General features: G+C 73.0%; 17 protein-coding genes. 12 read left to right on the plus strand and 5 right to left on the minus strand.

All coding sequences use genetic code 11. The annotated features are described in order from the left end of the window. Positions 1 to 191: 191 nt before the first annotated feature. Positions 192 to 320, minus strand: coding sequence for a hypothetical protein (locus AWQ71_RS44400; RefSeq protein WP_281196194.1), 129 nt, complete (start codon positions 318 to 320; stop codon positions 192 to 194). Between AWQ71_RS44400 and AWQ71_RS43840 the strand changes: the two genes are divergently transcribed. Both AWQ71_RS43840 and pgm read left to right on the plus strand, forming a co-directional pair. Further along, positions 300 to 527: a hypothetical protein gene (locus AWQ71_RS43840; RefSeq protein ID WP_245658314.1), complete on the plus strand. Its 228-nt coding sequence runs from the start codon at positions 300 to 302 to the stop codon at positions 525 to 527. The genes AWQ71_RS44400 and AWQ71_RS43840 overlap by 21 nt on opposite strands. A 294-nt stretch (positions 528 to 821) precedes the next feature. After that, positions 822 to 2,462: a phosphoglucomutase (alpha-D-glucose-1,6-bisphosphate-dependent) gene (gene pgm, locus AWQ71_RS15660; protein WP_067133469.1), complete on the plus strand. Its 1,641-nt coding sequence runs from the start codon at positions 822 to 824 to the stop codon at positions 2,460 to 2,462. Between the two features lie 18 nt (positions 2,463 to 2,480). Here pgm and AWQ71_RS15665 read toward each other — a convergent pair whose 3' ends face one another. Continuing rightward, a complete protein-coding gene (locus AWQ71_RS15665; protein WP_084258922.1) occupies positions 2,481 to 4,211 on the minus strand; it encodes a bis-aminopropyl spermidine synthase family protein in 1,731 nt (576 codons plus the stop codon). Between the two features lie 95 nt (positions 4,212 to 4,306). Here AWQ71_RS15665 and AWQ71_RS15670 point away from each other — a divergent pair, with 95 nt between their 5' ends. From AWQ71_RS15670 to AWQ71_RS41640, 8 genes are all read left to right on the plus strand, one after another. Then, entirely contained in the window at positions 4,307 to 4,492 is a 186-nt protein-coding gene (locus tag AWQ71_RS15670; RefSeq protein ID WP_067133475.1) for a hypothetical protein, read from the plus strand. Between the two features lie 228 nt (positions 4,493 to 4,720). Next, entirely contained in the window at positions 4,721 to 5,767 is a 1,047-nt protein-coding gene (locus tag AWQ71_RS15675) for a PP2C family protein-serine/threonine phosphatase (protein WP_245658306.1), read from the plus strand. Positions 5,768 to 5,906: 139 nt separating this feature from the next. Next, a complete protein-coding gene (locus tag AWQ71_RS15680; protein ID WP_067133481.1) occupies positions 5,907 to 6,350 on the plus strand; it encodes a CBS domain-containing protein in 444 nt (147 codons plus the stop codon). Further along, the gene (locus AWQ71_RS15685; RefSeq protein ID WP_067133484.1) at positions 6,347 to 7,639 is read left to right on the plus strand and encodes an ArsB/NhaD family transporter; all 1,293 of its coding nucleotides are present in this window, start codon (positions 6,347 to 6,349) and stop codon (positions 7,637 to 7,639) included. The genes AWQ71_RS15680 and AWQ71_RS15685 overlap by 4 nt, the downstream gene beginning before the upstream one ends. 71 nt (positions 7,640 to 7,710) lie before the next feature. Beyond that, positions 7,711 to 8,295 (plus strand): hypothetical protein, encoded by a 585-nt coding sequence (locus AWQ71_RS15690; RefSeq protein WP_067133486.1) that lies wholly within the window; start codon positions 7,711 to 7,713, stop codon positions 8,293 to 8,295. 453 nt (positions 8,296 to 8,748) lie between these two features. After that, positions 8,749 to 9,348: a copper chaperone PCu(A)C gene (locus AWQ71_RS15695; protein WP_067133855.1), complete on the plus strand. Its 600-nt coding sequence runs from the start codon at positions 8,749 to 8,751 to the stop codon at positions 9,346 to 9,348. Between the two features lie 5 nt (positions 9,349 to 9,353). Further along, the gene (locus AWQ71_RS15700) at positions 9,354 to 10,565 is read left to right on the plus strand and encodes a Dyp-type peroxidase (RefSeq protein WP_067133489.1); all 1,212 of its coding nucleotides are present in this window, start codon (positions 9,354 to 9,356) and stop codon (positions 10,563 to 10,565) included. A 67-nt stretch (positions 10,566 to 10,632) separates the two neighbouring features. Beyond that, complete coding sequence (locus AWQ71_RS41640; RefSeq protein WP_157570369.1) at positions 10,633 to 12,639, plus strand: cytochrome P450; 2,007 nt, start codon at positions 10,633 to 10,635, stop codon at positions 12,637 to 12,639. Positions 12,640 to 12,712: 73 nt separating this feature from the next. Here the strand turns inward: AWQ71_RS41640 and trxA are convergent, their stop codons facing one another. From trxA to AWQ71_RS15720, 3 genes are all read right to left on the minus strand, one after another. Continuing rightward, a complete protein-coding gene (gene trxA, locus AWQ71_RS15710; RefSeq protein WP_067133492.1) occupies positions 12,713 to 13,156 on the minus strand; it encodes a thioredoxin in 444 nt (147 codons plus the stop codon). Between the two features lie 93 nt (positions 13,157 to 13,249). Further along, the gene (locus AWQ71_RS15715; protein WP_067133495.1) at positions 13,250 to 13,714 is read right to left on the minus strand and encodes a hypothetical protein; all 465 of its coding nucleotides are present in this window, start codon (positions 13,712 to 13,714) and stop codon (positions 13,250 to 13,252) included. A gap of 99 nt (positions 13,715 to 13,813) precedes the next feature. Continuing rightward, positions 13,814 to 14,062, minus strand: coding sequence for a hypothetical protein (locus AWQ71_RS15720; RefSeq protein WP_067133498.1), 249 nt, complete (start codon positions 14,060 to 14,062; stop codon positions 13,814 to 13,816). 191 nt (positions 14,063 to 14,253) lie between these two features. On the opposite strand from AWQ71_RS15720, the gene AWQ71_RS15725 reads away from it, so the two are divergent. Continuing rightward, a complete protein-coding gene (locus tag AWQ71_RS15725; protein ID WP_067133500.1) occupies positions 14,254 to 15,270 on the plus strand; it encodes a sigma-70 family RNA polymerase sigma factor in 1,017 nt (338 codons plus the stop codon). Between the two features lie 7 nt (positions 15,271 to 15,277). Beyond that, complete coding sequence (locus AWQ71_RS15730) at positions 15,278 to 16,123, plus strand: glycosyltransferase family 2 protein (protein WP_067133503.1); 846 nt, start codon at positions 15,278 to 15,280, stop codon at positions 16,121 to 16,123. The last annotated feature ends 1 nt before the right edge of the window (position 16,124 follow it).

Below are 16,124 nucleotides of genomic sequence, written 5' to 3' on the forward strand. Positions count from 1 at the left end.
TCGTGGGGCGTCCTTCACGGGCCCCGTCAGCATGGAAAATCGGCCCGGATGATCAGCGCGACCGGGCAGGAGGATGATCTTACCCATTGTCGAATATCTTGTGAAGAATCCACTTTTGTGGATGCGAATCTGCATATTGCGCAGGCTGTCCAGATACGCGACTGGGGTCCGGTGAGCGGCGCAGGGCGGGTCTATTCGATGGAATAGGCGAGGCGGGTCTCGTCGTCGAGCGGATCCTCGACGAGATTCCGGTGGGCGTCGCCCTGGACGCCGCCTGCGGCACCGGCCGAGTCGCGACGTTGCTGGCCAAGCGCGGCCACCGGGTCCTCGGCGTGGACGGCTCGCGAGATACCGCCACTCGATCGGCGACTACCTGCGCGCGGGCCTGTCGGCCGGATTACAGGTACGCCGATGCGAGGAGCCCCGGCCGCCTCCCTGGATGGCGCGAGGACACCGAACTCGGTGCCTTACGGCCGGGCGGGTGCTTCCACGTTGTCACGCACGAGGCCCATCGGCGCACACCTTGAGGATCGTCCCGGACCGGGTGTCCGCTGTATGTTCGAAAGCCTGCCGATCTTCGCCGGCCGGGGCCGTCCCGCATCGGGACGGGCGCGGTGCGAACACCGGGGACGCCGTCGCGAGCGGCTCGTCCACAAGGTGAGGCTCGGGCATCGGGCCGCCGGTGGCGATGCGGCAGACTGATCTGTAGGTCTTGTGAGTGTTCTGTAGTGACCGGCCAACACGCGGGCCAGCGTGGCGGCCCGCGTGAAGGCCGGTGTGCCGGCCCGAGCGGGCCGACATTGAAGGAGCGTGAGAAGCCCATGGCCCATGAGCGTGCGGGACTGCCCGCCCGGCCGTCCGATCTCGTCGACGTGGCCCGTCTCGTCACCGCGTACTACGCGCTGCGCCCGGACCCCGAGCAGGTGGGGCAGCGGGTGGCCTTCGGGACGTCGGGGCACCGCGGTTCGGCGCTGAACACGGCGTTCAACGAGGACCACATCCTCGCCACCAGTCAGGCGATCTGCGAGTTCAGGGCGATGAAGGGCGTGGACGGGCCGCTGTTCCTGGGCGCCGACACGCACGCCCTGTCCGAGCCCGCCCGGGTGTCCGCGCTTGAGGTGTTCGCCGCCAACGGCGTGACCGTGCTGATCGACAGCAGGGACGGCTACACGCCGACCCCGGCCGTCTCGCACGCCATCTTGACCCACAACCGCGGCCGCACGTCCGGCCTGGCGGACGGCGTCGTGGTGACGCCGTCGCACAACCCGCCGGCCGATGGCGGCTTCAAGTACAACCCGCCGAACGGCGGCCCGGCCGACACCGACGCCACCGGGTGGATCCAGGACCGGGCCAACGCGCTGATCGCGAGCGGGCTGAAGGAGGTCAGGCGCGTGCCGTACGCGCGGGCCCTGGCCGCCGAGACGACCGGCCGGTACGACTTCCTGTCCGCGTACGTGGACGACCTCGGCTCCGTGCTCGACCTGGACGCGATCAGGAACGCGGGCGTGCGGATCGGCGCCGACCCGCTCGGCGGCGCGTCCGTGGCCTACTGGGGAGAGATCGCCGAGCGGCACCGGCTGGACCTGACCGTGGTGAACCCGCTGGTCGACCCGACCTGGCGGTTCATGACGCTCGACTGGGACGGCAAGATCCGGATGGACTGCTCGTCGCCGCACGCGATGGCGTCCCTGATCGCGAACCGGGGCGCGTACGACGTGTCCACCGGCAACGACGCCGACGCCGACCGGCACGGCATCGTGACCCCCGACGCCGGGCTGATGAACCCCAACCACTTCCTGGCCGCCGCGATCTCCTACCTGTACGGCCACCGGCCCGGCTGGCAGGCGGCGGCCGGGGTCGGCAAGACGCTGGTCAGCAGCAGCATGATCGACCGGGTGGCGGCCGACCTGAACCGGCGGCTGGTCGAGGTCCCGGTCGGGTTCAAATGGTTCGTCCCCGGGCTGCTCGACGGCTCCCTGGGCTTCGGCGGCGAGGAGAGCGCGGGCGCGTCGTTCCTCCGCCGGGACGGCTCGGTGTGGACGACCGACAAGGACGGCATCATCATGGCCCTGCTCGCCGCCGAGATGCTCGCCGTCACCGGCCGCTCGCCCAGCATGCTGTACGGCGACCTGGTCGCCGGCTTCGGCAATCCGGCGTACGCGCGGGTGGACGCGCCGGCCACCCGCGAGGAGAAGGCGGTGCTGTCGAAGCTCTCCGCCGACCAGGTCACCGCCGACTCCCTGGCCGGCGAGTCGATCACCGAGGTGCTGACGACCGCGCCGGGGAACGGCGCGGCGATCGGCGGGCTGAAGGTCTGCACCGCCAACGCGTGGTTCGCGGCGCGTCCCTCGGGCACCGAGGACGTGTACAAGATCTACGCTGAGTCGTTCCACGGCCCCGAGCACCTCGCCCAGGTGCAGGAGGAGGCCCGCGAGCTCGTCAGCGACGCCCTGCGCGCCTGAACACCTGCGCCCGGCGGCTTAAGACGGTTCGGCCTGGGCCAGTGACGCGGCCACGGCGGCGCGCAGCTCCCGCAGCCGGTGCGCGGGCAGTTCGAGAGGGGTGACGTCGGCCGACCAGGGGGCGACGGCGGCCACGATCGAGCGGGCCTGCTTCTTGGTCGGGCCGCCGGGCAGCTTGGTCAGCGCCTCGCGCCAGGTGTTGGCCAGCTTGCCGTGCGCGTGGTCCAGGATCCGGCGCAGGATGATCTCGACGCGCTCCTCCTCCACGACGGCCGCGCTCGCCTGCCTGGCCGGGACCTCCTCCGGCAGCGGTCGCCGCGTCGCGTCCACGACGTTTCCGCGCGCGCGGACGGCGTAGACGGGCGCGAGCGGTTCGGACAGCGCGGAGAGATCGTCCGGGGGCGCGCCGAGGTAGGCACGCACATGCGGCCCCCGCGCGGCCAGCAGCAGCCGGGGCAGTGCGGCCTCCAACCCGGCCGGTACGGCGATCGCCACGCGCTCGGTGGCCGCCGCGTACGGCTTGGCCAGCCACGTGGCCAGCTTGGCCCGAGGGGTCCGGGGGAGCAGGTCTCTGGGCCACTCGCCGACGAGGAGCCCGGGGGCGAACTCCGCGAGCGCGGCGGCGTCCGCGCCGCTCGCCGCGGCCTGGGATTCCACCGACTGCGGGCCGTGCGTGTAGATCGCGGAGGCGAAGCGCTCGGTCCGCGCCGCCACGGCGGGCAGGGTCTTGGTCGTCGGGCGCAGGACGTACATGTCGGCGGCCGAGCCGATGGCCTCTGCCCCGAAATATCGGTTGAAATCCGGATACATTGCCTCGTAGGCGAGGTTGAGGTCGTGGAGGGTGCTCTGGACCTTCAACGCCAGCATCGGCGTCCGCTCGCTCGCGCCGTACGCGAGAAGGATCCGGCCCTGCTCCACGTCCCGCAGCCCCTCGCAGGCGCGGGCGACGAAGAGGCCGATGCCCTCCGGCGTGTACGGCGGGTCGGTGACCGCCAGGTCCGCGTACCCGTGCACCGACGGCGGCAGGCCGAGACGCAGATCCGCCCAGCGGGTGCGCACGTCGAGGCCGAGCCGCTCGGCCTGCTCGCCGATGTAGCCGAGGATGCGCTCGTCGATGTCCACGACGGTCACCTCGACGTCCGGACGGAGCAGCGCCACCGCGAGCGAGGTCAGGTCGTGGTCGCCCACGCACAGGAGCCGCGCCCCCGGCAACCAGAACCGCGCGTCCAGCAGCAGCGCCCGGCGCACGACCGTCTCCGGCGTCGCCGCGACGTGGTCCAGCGCCTGCACCGCGCGCGGCGCGCCCGCGACGAGCCCCTCCATCCGCGCGAGCAGGTCCGCGTGCCGGGAGAGCAGGTGCCCGACCGGGTCGGCGGGCAGTCCGCCCACAGGCAGGCCGGGGCCCGTCGCGTCCGGCGCGGGGCCGGGAACGCGGGGCGCTTCCGCGGCGGGAGCGGCGAGGGGATCCTCCCCGAGCAGCTCCCGGCAGGCGCGGGCCTCCGCGCCGGTCAGCCGGAACCGGTCGCCGGCGTGCTCGACCGCGATCTCGCGCAGCAGCGCCTCGACGCCCCGCCTGGAGGTGGCGGTCACCCGGACCAGATCGGCCCGCGTCCACCACCCGCCCTCGCACAGCAGGGCCAACGCCAGGCGGTAGCGCCGCGCGTCCACTCCCGTCAGCAGTGCGCGCAAAGCGTCGCGCCCCGCGTCCTGATCACCGCGATCCGCGTTCCGGTATGTCCCCTGATCCACCTGGTCACCCTATCGACGGCGCCGGGGGCGGCCGTCCCCGTCCGCCCGCTCGCTTCCCGGCTGGAACAAACAGACAGACGATCTATCCTGGGTTCATGACGGACGTACTGGTCGGCCAGGGCTGCGTGGGGGCTTGTGAAGCGGGGGCCGTACGAATCCGGTACGAACAGCAACGCAAGGTTCCCCGGCCGCCGCGCGAGCTCGGCGAGCTCCCCTCGGCCGGGCTCATCGGCGATGCCGAGCTCCAGGAGAAGAAGGCGGAGCCACCGGCGCGCCGGTGAGCACGCTTCCCCCGTCCTGGCCGCCAACCTGGGCGTCCAGGGGATGTATCGCCTGTTCTCGGGCGACGCCGCTTGTTAAGGTGACGGCGGCGCATGGGGGCGGCTCGTCCGGCAGCGACTGCGCCCGGCGACATTTCGGAGGCATACAGTGACGCACGTCCAGAGTCGCCGGTCGACATTCACGCCGGCGGCCATCCGTCCCGCACGACGCCGGCTCCCGGAGGCCGCGTGAGCCGAGCGCAGCCCCTGATGGCGATGCTGCCCTTCCTGATGATGGGCATCATCGCCACCGCCGACATCCTCGCCGGGTCCCAGTACGTGTTCCTGTCGCTGCTGGCCATCGGCCCGGCGTTCGCGAGCCTGGTGGGCGGCATCCGCCGTACGGTGCTGATCGGCCTCGTCGCGCTGGTGCTCTCGCTGCTCCTCGCCGCCTACAACGACCTGCTGCGCGCCCCCGAGAGCGACCTGAGCGTCGTCTCGATCTGCGGAGTGACCGCCGCCAGCATCCTCGCCACGGCCGGGCGGCAGCGCCGCGAGCGCGAACTGGCCAACGTGCGCTCGGTCGCCGAGGTCGCCCAGCGCGTGCTGCTGCGTCCGGTGCCCCGGCGGGCGGGCCACCTGCGCGCCGCCGTCTCCTACACGTCCGCGACGGCCGAGGCCCGCATCGGAGGCGACCTGTACGAGATCGTCACCGGCCCGAGCGGAGTCCGGGTCATCGTCGGCGACGTCCAGGGCAAAGGGCTGGAGGCGGTGGAGACCGCGGCCCTCGTCCTCGGCGCGTTCCGCGAGGCGGCGCACGACGAGCCGGACCTCCTCGGCGTCAGCGCCCGAGTGGAGAAGGCGCTCAACCGGCGGCTGACCGGTGAGGACTTCGTCACCGCGATCCTCGCCGAGGCCCATCCGGACGGGACGCTGACCCTGCTCAACTACGGGCATCCGGCCCCGCTGATCCTGCGGGCCGACGGCGAGGTCGCGTTCGTCGAGCCGGACGTCTGCGCGCCACCGCTCGGCCTCGCCGTGCTGGCGGTGGACGGGCCGTCCCCCTACGAGATCCCGTTCGGGGCGGGCGACCAGGTCCTCCTCTACACGGACGGGGTCATCGAGGCACGTGACCGCGCCCGCCGCTTCTACCCGCTCGCCGAGCGCGCCCACCTGCTCAAGGAGGACGATCCCGAGGCGGCCCTGGAGGCGTTGCGGCTCGACCTCGTCGCGCACGTGGACGCCCCGCTGCACGACGACGCCGCCATGCTGCTGCTGCGCTGCCGCCGAGTGTGACCGGGCCGGATCCCGGGGGCCGTGAGCGTTCGCCGTCCTGGGATCCCCGCTTCCACCGGCGCCCCGGTCTTGATAGGTTGCCCCGGGGTGAGCCGGGAAGTCTGGTCGGCAGTGCCGTCACCGACCCTGGAGTGCCCCCATGCGAGCTCGTGATCTCGCCGTCGACTTCCCGACGGTCACCCTCGACACACCGATGATGGAGGCCGCGCGGTTACTCGCGGACCAGGATCTCCCCGGCCTGATCGTGGTCGGCGAAGGCGGTCTCCCACGCACGGTCCTTCCGGGGACGCAGGTGCTGCGGCTGGCCGTGCCCCGCTACTGCCAGGACGACCCCGCCCTCGCCCGCGTCGTGGACGAGGCGCACGCCGACGTGTTCGTCCGCTCGCTCGCCGGCCGTACCGTCCGGGAGTGCCTGCCGGAGGACCCGCGTGAGCTGCCGGTGACCGACCCCGACGCCACGGTGCTGGAGATCGCCGCGCTCATGGCGCGGACGCGCAGCCCGCTGGTCGCGGTCGTCGACGGCGGACGGTTGTGCGGAGCGGTCACCCTGCAGGCCCTGCTCGACCGGGTGCTCGCCTCATGACCGTCACCGCCTGGCTGTCGGTGGTGGCGTTCGTCTGCACGTACGCGCTGATCGCGACGGAGCGGGTGCACCGTGTGGCGGCGGCGCTCGGCGGCGCCGGGCTCATGCTGCTGATCCACGCCACCGCCGCTCCCTCGGCGTTCTTCTCCGAGCACACCGGGATCGACTGGAACGTCATCTTCCTGCTGTTCGGCATGATGGTCATCGTCGGCGTGCTCAAGCAGACGGGCGTTTTCGAATACCTGGCGATCTGGGCCGCGAAGCGGGCGCGGGGCCGCCCGTTCCGGCTGCTGGTGCTGCTCGTGGTGATCACCGCGGGTGCGTCCGCGCTGCTGGACAACGTCACGACCGTGCTGCTGATCGCCCCGGTGACGTTCCTCGTCTGCGAGCGGCTCGCGCTCAACGTCGTGCCGTTCCTCATCGCCGAGGCCATGGCGTCCAACATCGGCGGCACGGCCACGCTCGTCGGCGACCCGCCCAACATCATCATCGCCAGCCGGGGCGGGCTCACGTTCAACGACTTCCTCGTTCACCTGGCCCCCCTCATCGTCGTCCTGATGGTCGTGTTCATCGGTCTGTGCCGGGTGATGTTCCGGAAGGAGTTCCGCTACGACCCCGACCGGGCCGCGGAGATCATGGCGTTGAACGAGCGGGAGGCGATCGCCGACCGCAGGCTGCTGTGGCAGAGCCTCGCGGTGCTCGCCGTGGTGATGGCGGCGTTCGTGCTGCATCCGGTGCTGCACTACGAGCCCTCCGTGGTGGCGCTCCTGGGCGCCGGGGTGCTGGTCGCCGCCACCCGGGTCACCACCGAGGAGGCGATCCGCGAGGTCGAGTGGCCGACCCTGGTGTTCTTCGCCGGGCTGTTCGTCATGGTCGGCGCGCTCGTCAAGACCGGCGTCATCGGCAAGATCTCCGAGGCGGCGGTCGGCGCCACCCAGGGCCATCTCGGGTTCGCGACCATGCTGCTGCTGTGGGCCTCCGCGGCGCTGTCGGCCGTCGTGGACAACATCCCGTACGTCGCGACGATGAGCCCGATCGTGGCCGACCTCGTGCAGGCCAACGGCGGGAACGACGTGGCGCAGGTGCTGTGGTGGGCCCTGGCGCTCGGCGCCGACCTCGGCGGCAACGCGACCGCCGTGGGCGCCGCCGCCAACGTCGTCGTCCTCGGCATCGCCGCCCGCAACCGTACGCCGATCAGCTTCTGGCAGTTCACCAAGTACGGGTTGGTCGTCACCCTGGTCACCGTCGCGATCTCCACGCCCTACCTGTGGTTCCGCTATCTCATGTGAGGCGCGGCGGATGGTGATCTTCGGGGAGCGGTGGGGAGACCGGCGGGTCCCCGTGGGACGATGAAAGCGAAATGGACGCGATTACTCCCTTCCGACTGGCACGCACCACGGCCTTCGCCGTGGTGTGCGTCGTGCTGGGCGTGATCGCGCACCTGTTCGGCGGTGGGTCGCTCTCGGGGCCGAGGGTCGCCGCCGCGCTCGCGCTCGCGTTCGCCGCCGCCCTTCCCTGGACCGGGAGGGAGCGCGGCCTCGCCGTGATCCTTCCTCTCCTCGGCGGCCTCCAGGTGGCCCTGCACCTGCTGTTCAGCCTGCGGTACGCCGCGCCCGTCACGGACGGGTTCGGGGACGCGACGCCGCTTGTCGAGACGGGCGGGCACCTCCACTCCGGGCTGGTGCCGGGCCTCGGCATGCTGATCACCCACGGGTGGGCCGTCGGCCTGACGGCGCTGTGGCTCGCGCGCGGCGAGGCCATGCTGTGGTCGCTGCTGCGGCGGCTCGCCGCCCGGCTGTGCCTCCTCCTGGACGTCCTGCTCGTCCCGGCCCCTGCTCCCTTCCACGCCTGCCGTTCCACCGAGCCGGAGATCCTCCGCGCCCGGGAGTTGCGGCACGCGGTCAGCCGGCGCGGGCCGCCCGCGCTCCCGGCCGCCGCGCGCTGACGCGCCGCACCGCACTTTCCGTACGGGATTCGCCGGACGGCGGCTCTCGTGAGCCCGATTTCTGGGACCGACGGCGGATCGGACCGGGTGCGCACCTGTGCCCCGCACCGGCCGTGCCGCCGCATCGCCCGGACGGCCCGACTCGCGAACGGCCGGTCCGGCCCGTCCGCGCCGGGTCCCTGGCACGCCCGGCTCGCGGGATCCGTCCGTGTGAACCGCTCCCGGCGTTCGCCGATGTGCCGGCCCGGTCCGGCGCGTCGTGACCGCTCTGCCGCCCCGCCGGCGTACGCGTCGACCGCGGCCGACGCGCTGAGCGGCCCGTCCATCCGAATCGAAGACTGCCGCGATCCCGCCCTGCCGCGGATCGCTCCCAACGACAACCACCACCGACCGGTACGGCACAGCCGCGGATCACCCGGCACGCCGTACCCGGCCGAAGAAAGGCAACCGGACATGTTCCTTCGTCGCATCGCACCCGCCGCCGTCCTCATCGCCGTGGTCAGCGCCTGCGGCTCCCAGCCCGCGGCCCAGCCGGACACCCAGGCCGTGGCCCAGACCGCTCCCGCGGCCACCCCGGCGCCGTCTGGCCAGGCCGCGATCTCCGTGACCGACCCGTGGGTGAAGAGCACCGAGTCCGGCATGACCGCGGCCTTCGGCACCCTGGTCAACAACGGCGACACCGAGGTGACCGTGCTGTCCGCGACCTCCCCGCTCTCGCCCGACGTCGAGCTGCACGAGGTCGTCGACTCCGGCGGCAAGATGGTCATGCGGCCCAAGGAGGGCGGCTTCACGATCCCGGCCCACGGCACGCACCAGCTCGAACCGGGCGCCGACCACATCATGATGATGGGCGTCACCAAGCCGGTGAAGCCCGGCGACCAGATCTCCTTCACGCTCACCTTCAAGGACGGCGGGACGCTGGAGTTCACCGGGATCGGCAAGGACTTCGCCGGCGGCAAGGAGAACTACCAGCCCGGCATGGACCACGACGGCCACGGCGGGGATGACGGCGACCACGGCGCGAGCGGTGAGACCGGCAAGGACCACGGCTGATCGACATGCGTGAACCCCGATTGAGCCGGAGGGGACTGCTCGCGGGAGGCGCCGCCACCGCGGTCGGCGCCCTCGCCGCGTGCGCGCCCTCCGGAACCCCCACGGCCGCCACCGCGGCGGCGACCGCCGTCCCCGTCTCCGCGGGCACGGCGGTGGAGCCCTTCCACGGCACGCACCAGAGCGGCGTCGCGACGAGCCCGCAGACGTACGCCGCCTTCCTCGGCCTGGACCTGCGCAAGGGTACGGGCAAGGAGGCGATCGGCCGCCTGATGCGGCTGCTCACCGACGACGCCCGCCGCCTCACCGAGGGACGGCCGGCCCTGGCCGACGTCGAACCGGAGCTCGCGTTCAACCCGGCCCGGCTGACTGTCACGTTCGGGTTCGGCCCCGGGCTGTTCACGGCGGCCGGGGTCGAGCACCTGCGGCCCAAGACGGTGGCGGCACTGCCCGCGTTCTCCATCGACAAGCTGGAGAAACAGTGGAGCGACGGCGACCTGCTGGTGCAGATCTGCGCCGACGACGGCGTCACGCTCTCCCACGCCCTCCGCATGATCGTGAAGGACGCGCGGGCGTTCGCCAAGGTGCGCTGGACCCAGCGGGGGTTCCGCAGGAGCCCGCAGGTCCAGGAGCCCGGCACGACGCAGCGCAACCTCATGGGCCAGCTCGACGGGACCGTCAACCCGGCGCCGGGGACGGCGGACTTCGACCGCGCGGTCTGGATCAGCGACGGCCCCGAGTGGCTGCGCGGCGGCACGACCCTCGTGCTGCGGCGCATCCACATGGACCTGGAGACCTGGGACGCCGCGGACCGGGTCGCCAGAGAGTTCAGCGTGGGACGCCGTCTCGACAACGGGGCGCCCATCACCGGCAACGCCGAACACGACGAACCGGACTTCGAGAAGCTCGGCCCCGCCGGGTTCCCCGTCATCTCCGAGTACGCCCACATCAGGCGGGCGCGCGTCCAGGACCCGGGCCAGCGGATCTTCCGGCGGCCGTACAACTACGACGAAGGCGTCACCGCGGACGGCAAATCCTCCTCCGGGCTGCTGTTCGCGTCGTACCAGGCCGACATCGACCGCCAGTTCGTCCCCGTGCAGCGGAACCTCGCGGAGGCCGACCTGCTGAACGCGTGGACGGTGCCGATCGGCTCCGCCGTCTTCGCGATCCCGCCCGGCTGCGCCCCCAACGGCTGGGTCGGAGACACGCTGCTCGGCTGACGCCGTCCGTCCCCCTACCGGGACGTTTCGGCCGCTGACGAAACGTCCCGGGCCTAGCGTCGAGGGCATGGCAGCAGCGACGTCGCCCCGGTTCGAGGGCGGGCAGTGGGTCATCAGCCGGTACGCGGACGCGTGCGCGGTGCTCTCCGACGACCGCTTCGCGGTCCCGGAGGCGCCGCCCGGCGGGACGGGCATCGAGACCGGCATCGAGACCGGCATGGGGTGGCTGCGCGGCGCGGTCAGCCGCTTCGCCAACGGCCGCAGGCACGCCGAGGGCCGCCGCGCCGCCGTCGCGGCGCTCGCGCCGCTCGATCCCGTACGCCTGCGCGAGGCGGCCCGGCGGCGGGCGGGCACGGCGCTGCGGGACGGCGTGCCGTTCGACGCGGTCGCCAGGCGGATCCCCGTGGCCGTGCTGGCGGACGTGCTGTGCGGTGACTCGGGGAGCGATCCGGACGAGGTGGCCGACCTCGTCGGCGTGATCGCCGACGCGTACTTCCCCGGGACCGGGCCGGACGCCCCGGCGGACGCGGCCCTGGACCGGCTGCTGTGTCTGATTGCGCTCGCTCCGCTCGCGCGGCTCGGGGCGCCTTCAGTCGATGTCTTCCCTCGTCGCTCGGAGTCGCTCGTCCCTCGCTCCCCACTCGCTCCTCGGTCCAGACACCGCCGAGCCCCTCGCGGAGTCGCTCGTTCCTCGGTCCAGACACCGCCGCGCCCCTCGCGGGTGAGTGGGTGGCGCTGGCTTGCGCCGGGACGCCCCGAGGCCGGAACGCTCGCCACCACGGTCATGCTGCTGGTCCAGGCGTGCGACTCCACCGCCGGACTGATCCGCAACGCCGCCCGGCACCTGACCGGCCGGCCCGATCCGGCCACGATCGACGAGCTGCTGGAGGAGACGCTGCGGCTCGACCCGCCGCTGAAGGTGCTGCGCCGGGTGACCACGGAGCGGGTGACGCTGGGTGACGTCGTCGTCGAGGCCGGCACGGCGGTCGTGATCGACGTGCCCGCCGCCGGCCGGGACGCCGCGGTGCCCTCCACGAGGCCTCCGGGCGCGGCTCATCTCACCTTCGGGCACGGGCTCCGCCCCTGCCCCGGCGACCGGCTCGCCCTTTCCCTGGCCGCCGGCGTCCTGGAGGCCGTCGCGGACAGTCGCCATACCGCGGGGACGCCGGGGGCGCGGGCCTTCGCCCTGTTCCGGGAGATGCACCACGGACCGGCTCCCCTGGTGCTGCCGAACGCGTGGGACTACGCGTCGGCGGCGGCGCTGGCCCGGGCCGGGTTCACGGCGGTGGGGACGACGAGTCTCGGCGTGGCGGCCGTCGCCGGAAAGCCGGACGGCGAGGGGGCCACCAGGGACGAGACGGTCGCCCTGGCCCGGCGGCTGGCACGGCTGCCCTGCCTGGTGAGCGTGGACATCGAAGGCGGGTTCGGCGGCACGCCCGGCCAGGTGGCGGACCTGGCGGCGGAGCTGGCCGCGTTCGGCGTGGTCGGGGTGAACCTGGAGGACGGACGGCCCGGCGGCCGCCTCGCCCCGCTCGCCGCCGTCCAGGAGGCGGTGGCGGCGATCAAGGAACGGGTGCCCGGCATGTTCGTCAACGCCCGTACGGACACGTTCTGGCTCGCCACGACCTTGACGGGAGACGAGGCCGGGACGGCGGAGGACCGGCTTCGGCCGGGGGAGCGGACGGCGGGGGAGGAGTCCCGGCTCCGGCCGGAGGATCGGGTCGCGGGGAAGGAGCCGAGCGGGGCCGAGATGCTGGACGAGGCCCTGCGCAGGTGCCGAGCGTACGCGGAGGCGGGGGCCGACGGCGTCTTCGTGCCCGGCGTCGCCGAGGCGGAGCACATCCGGGCGCTCGCCGGCGGAACGGGAGTACCGCTCAACGTCCTGTTCCTGCCGGCCGGGCCCACCGTGGCCGGGCTGGCCGAGCTGGGCGTACGGCGGATCAGTTGCGGCTCCCTGCTGTACCGGGCGGCGCTGGGCGCGGCCGTCACGACCGCGCTCGCCGTCGCGGAGGGCGGCCCGGTGGCCACCGGCCTCCCCGGCTACGCGGAAGTCCAGGCGCTCCTGAAGGGGTGACCGGCCGCGAGCGCGCTCGACGGCCGGAAGCCCGTCCTCCCCGGCCGTCTCTGCGCCGGGCGGTGCGGCGAGATCACCGGGCCAGCGCGTCGCCGACCCATTCGCGCAGCTCCGACGGCGGCGCCGCGCCCCTCTGCCGGCTGACGACCTGCCCCTGCTTCATCACGACGAGGGTCGGGATGGCATGGACGCCGAAGCGCTCGGACAGCCGGTGCGCCTGGTCCACGTTCACCTTCACGAGCTTGAGCCGTCCGGCGAAATCCTCCGCGAGCCGTTCGAGCGCCGGGGTCACCATGCCGCACGGCGCGCACCACCCGGCCCAGAAGTCGACCACGACGGGGATCTGCGCGGCTTCGGCGATCTCGGCGAAGTCGTCGTCCCCCGCGTCGGTGACCCAGGGCAGGGGCTCGTGGCAGTGGCCGCAGCGCGGGACCCCCGAGGAGGCGCTGGGCAGCCGGTTCTTCCGCTCGCAGTGCACGCACTGCACCACGCCCGATTCCGTGACCTGGGAGGACATTCGCCGTGCCTCCGGATGCTCGTGCCTACTGGTCCAGTCCGCCTACCCGCCACCGAAACGGATAAACCGTGCCTCTTCGCCGGGCCGGCGTGGTCACTTCGACAGGTAGAGCGTCTTCCAGGTCCCCGCGTAGAGGCAGGTGAGGGACGGCTGCTTCTTCTTGCCCTCGGCGCAGACCTTGAGCTCGACCTGGTAGACGTCCCGCCGGGTGAACGAGAACGCCAGCGGCCTCCCGTACGTGCAGTCGCGGAAGCTGCGGTGGACGAAGGGCAGGCCGCCCTCCGCGTCGCGGTACGTGATGCGGAAGACCGCCCAGCCGCAGGTCGCGGACGACCTGGTCAGGTCGTGCACCTTGCCGGAGATCCGGACGAGGTCGGCCGTGGGGATGTCCGCGTGGTCCTCGCCCTCGGCCTGCAGGGTGCCGACCGCCTTCGCCTTGCCGCCCGGGGCGGTGTACGGCCCCCACGAGGTGCCGGACGCGGCCTGGGCGGCGAGCGGCACGCCGACGAGGAAGGCGGTGGTCAGGGCCAGACCGGTGAGAGTGCGGGTGAGCTTCATGGGAGAGGTCCTTTCGTGCTGCGGTTGCCCGCAGTCTGGAACGGACCGCTTTCAATTCTCTTGATCCCTCACTGCACGCCGGTGTCCGGCGGCCGTCGATCACGCCCCCATATCGTGGACGACGTTGTCGAGACGCTCCGCCAGCAGGTCGAGCTGCTGATCGGTGATCGTGTCCCCGTGCAGCTGCGCGGTCAGGTCCCTGCGGCGGATGATGACCAGCCTCTGGTGCGCGTCGTCGATCTCCGCGGCCGGGAGGACCACGCAGTCGCCGCGGACGAACACCAGCGCCGCGTCCGGATCCGGCGCCTCGATCAGCTGCCGGACGCACTCCCGATCGATGAAGGCCATGGCGATCCTCCCTCTCCGTCCCCGGCGCCGCCCGGAGGCGGCCGTCCTGCCTGCCAGCGGTCTGCTACCCGGCCGTGCCGGGCGAAACTCGCCGGAGGAGAATGGCCGGGAGGGCCCTGGGTAGGCGACGCCGGGAGGAACCCGGGAGAGCCTCCTGGGAAGGACGCCTCGGTGGTGAAGAGGTGACCAGGATGCGCGGACATGCGGGCACCGGCCGCGCGGAGCCGTACGAGCCCTACGACGAGCAGGACCTGCTCGGCCAGTACCTGAGCCAGATCGGCAGGACGCCACTGCTCAGCGCCCAGGACGAGGTGAACCTCGCCCGGCGCATCGAGGCGGGGCTGTACGCGCGGCATCTGCTTGAGGAGATGGGCGCCGGTGATCCGGAAGATCGAGGGGACGAGGGCTCGCGGGTCCCCGGCCAGAGACGTGCCGAGGGCGAGCGGGCCCGGCTGGAGGAGCTGCGGGAGGTCGTCCAGGACGGCGAGGCCGCCAAGGACCACATGCTCCGCGCCAACCTCCGGCTGGTCGTCGCCGCGGCGAAGAAGTACGGCCATCGCGGCTGGCCGCTCCTGGACGTGATCCAGGAGGGCAATCTGGGCCTGATCAGGGCGGTCGAGAAGTTCGACTACGCCAAGGGCTTCAAGTTCTCGACGTACGCCATGTGGTGGATACGCCAGGCCATCGAACGCGGCCTGGCCGACAAGAGCCGGACGGTGCGGCTGCCGGTGCACATCCTCGAACAGCTCTCCAAGGTGACCAGGGCCGAGCGCCACCTCGAACGCCATCTGGGGCACGAGCCCACCGAGGAGGAGATCGCCGCGGCGTCCGGGCAGTCCGTCGAGGCGCTCGCCGAGCTGCGCCGCCTCGCCCACGACACGGTCAGCCTCGACATGGTGGTGGGTGATGACGGCGAGACCAGGATGGGCGACCTGATCGCCGACGCCGAGGTGGTCCCCGTCTCGGAGGTGCTGGAGTGCCGGGTGCTGGCCGAGCAGCTCCGCTCCCTCGTCGACACGCTGCCGGACCGCGAGGCGTACATCGTCACCCTCCGGTACGGCCTCGGCGACGGGAAGACGCACACCTACCAGGAGATCGGCGACCGGCTCGGGCTCACCCGCGAGCGGATCCGCCAGCTCGAACGGCAGGCCCTGCGGTCGCTCCGCCAGCCGGAGCACATCGAGCCGCTCCTGTCCTGGACGGGCTGAGCGCGGGGTGCCCGCGCCGCCGTCCGCACGCGTCACCGTGGTGGTCGCCACCCGCGACCGACGCGCCGGCCTCGCCCGCTCGCTGCCCCGCCACGAGGCGCACGTGATCCTCGTGGACAACGGCTCGACGGACGGCTCCCCCCGGTTCGTACGGGAGCGGTTCCCGCGGGTCGAGGTGGTCGAGGCGGGGCGGAACCTGGGCGCCCCGGCGAGGAACGTCGGCGTGCTGCGGGCGCGCACCCCCTACGTCGCCTTCGCCGGCGACGACTCCTGGTGGGCTCCCGGCGCGCTCGACCGGGCGGCCGCGATCATGGACGCCCATCCGCGCCTCGCCGTACTGGCTGGGCGGGTCCTGGTGGGGGAGGACGGGCGTCTTGACCCCATTTGTGGAGAAATGGCGGCCGGGCGCCTCGGCCTGGAGCCCGACCTGCCCGGGCCGAGCGTCCTCGGCTTCCTGGCCCGCGGCGCGGTCGTGCGCCGCGACGCCTATCTCGCGGCCGGAGGATTCGACGACGTCGTCTTCTTCGTCGGGGAAGAGGAGCGCCTGGCGGTCGACCTGGCCGCCGCCGGATGGGGCCTCGCCTACGTCGAGGACGTCGTCGCCCACCATCACCCGTCCCCGTCCGGGGACCCGCGTGGCCGGCAGGCGCTCGCCGTACGGAACGCGCTGCTCACCGCCGTGCTGCGCCGTCCCTGGCGGGTGGTCGCCATCGGGGCGCTGGCCGCCCTGCGCGCGGGCCCGGCCGGGCGGAGAGGCCTGCGGGACGCCGCCCGCACGCTGCCGTCGGCGCTGCCGCTGCGCCGCCGCCTCCCACCGCCCGTGGAGGCGGCGCGGAGCCTGCTCGACCCGTGAC

The sequence above is a fragment of the Microtetraspora malaysiensis genome (assembly GCF_001528665.1).
GTDB classification, from domain to species: Bacteria; Actinomycetota; Actinomycetes; order Streptosporangiales; family Streptosporangiaceae; genus Microtetraspora_A; species Microtetraspora_A malaysiensis.

Bases quoted from the DNA above. Each gene is read 5' to 3' on its own strand.
- AWQ71_RS15720 (WP_067133498.1), bottom strand. From the start codon at position 14,062: ATGGCCTTCATCGATCGGGAGTGCGTCCGGCAGCTGATCGAGGCGCCG.
- AWQ71_RS15670 (WP_067133475.1), top strand. From the start codon at position 4,307: ATGACGGACGTACTGGTCGGCCAGGGCTGCGTGGGGGCTTGTGAAGCG.
- AWQ71_RS15680 (WP_067133481.1), top strand. From the start codon at position 5,907: ATGCGAGCTCGTGATCTCGCCGTCGACTTCCCGACGGTCACCCTCGAC.
- AWQ71_RS15690 (WP_067133486.1), top strand. From the start codon at position 7,711: ATGGACGCGATTACTCCCTTCCGACTGGCACGCACCACGGCCTTCGCC.
- AWQ71_RS15725 (WP_067133500.1), top strand. From the start codon at position 14,254: ATGCGCGGACATGCGGGCACCGGCCGCGCGGAGCCGTACGAGCCCTAC.
- AWQ71_RS15700 (WP_067133489.1), top strand. From the start codon at position 9,354: ATGCGTGAACCCCGATTGAGCCGGAGGGGACTGCTCGCGGGAGGCGCC.
- trxA (WP_067133492.1), bottom strand. From the start codon at position 13,156: ATGTCCTCCCAGGTCACGGAATCGGGCGTGGTGCAGTGCGTGCACTGC.
- AWQ71_RS15685 (WP_067133484.1), top strand. From the start codon at position 6,347: ATGACCGTCACCGCCTGGCTGTCGGTGGTGGCGTTCGTCTGCACGTAC.
- AWQ71_RS41640 (WP_157570369.1), top strand. From the start codon at position 10,633: ATGGCAGCAGCGACGTCGCCCCGGTTCGAGGGCGGGCAGTGGGTCATC.
- pgm (WP_067133469.1), top strand. From the start codon at position 822: ATGGCCCATGAGCGTGCGGGACTGCCCGCCCGGCCGTCCGATCTCGTC.
- AWQ71_RS15695 (WP_067133855.1), top strand. From the start codon at position 8,749: ATGTTCCTTCGTCGCATCGCACCCGCCGCCGTCCTCATCGCCGTGGTC.
- AWQ71_RS15715 (WP_067133495.1), bottom strand. From the start codon at position 13,714: ATGAAGCTCACCCGCACTCTCACCGGTCTGGCCCTGACCACCGCCTTC.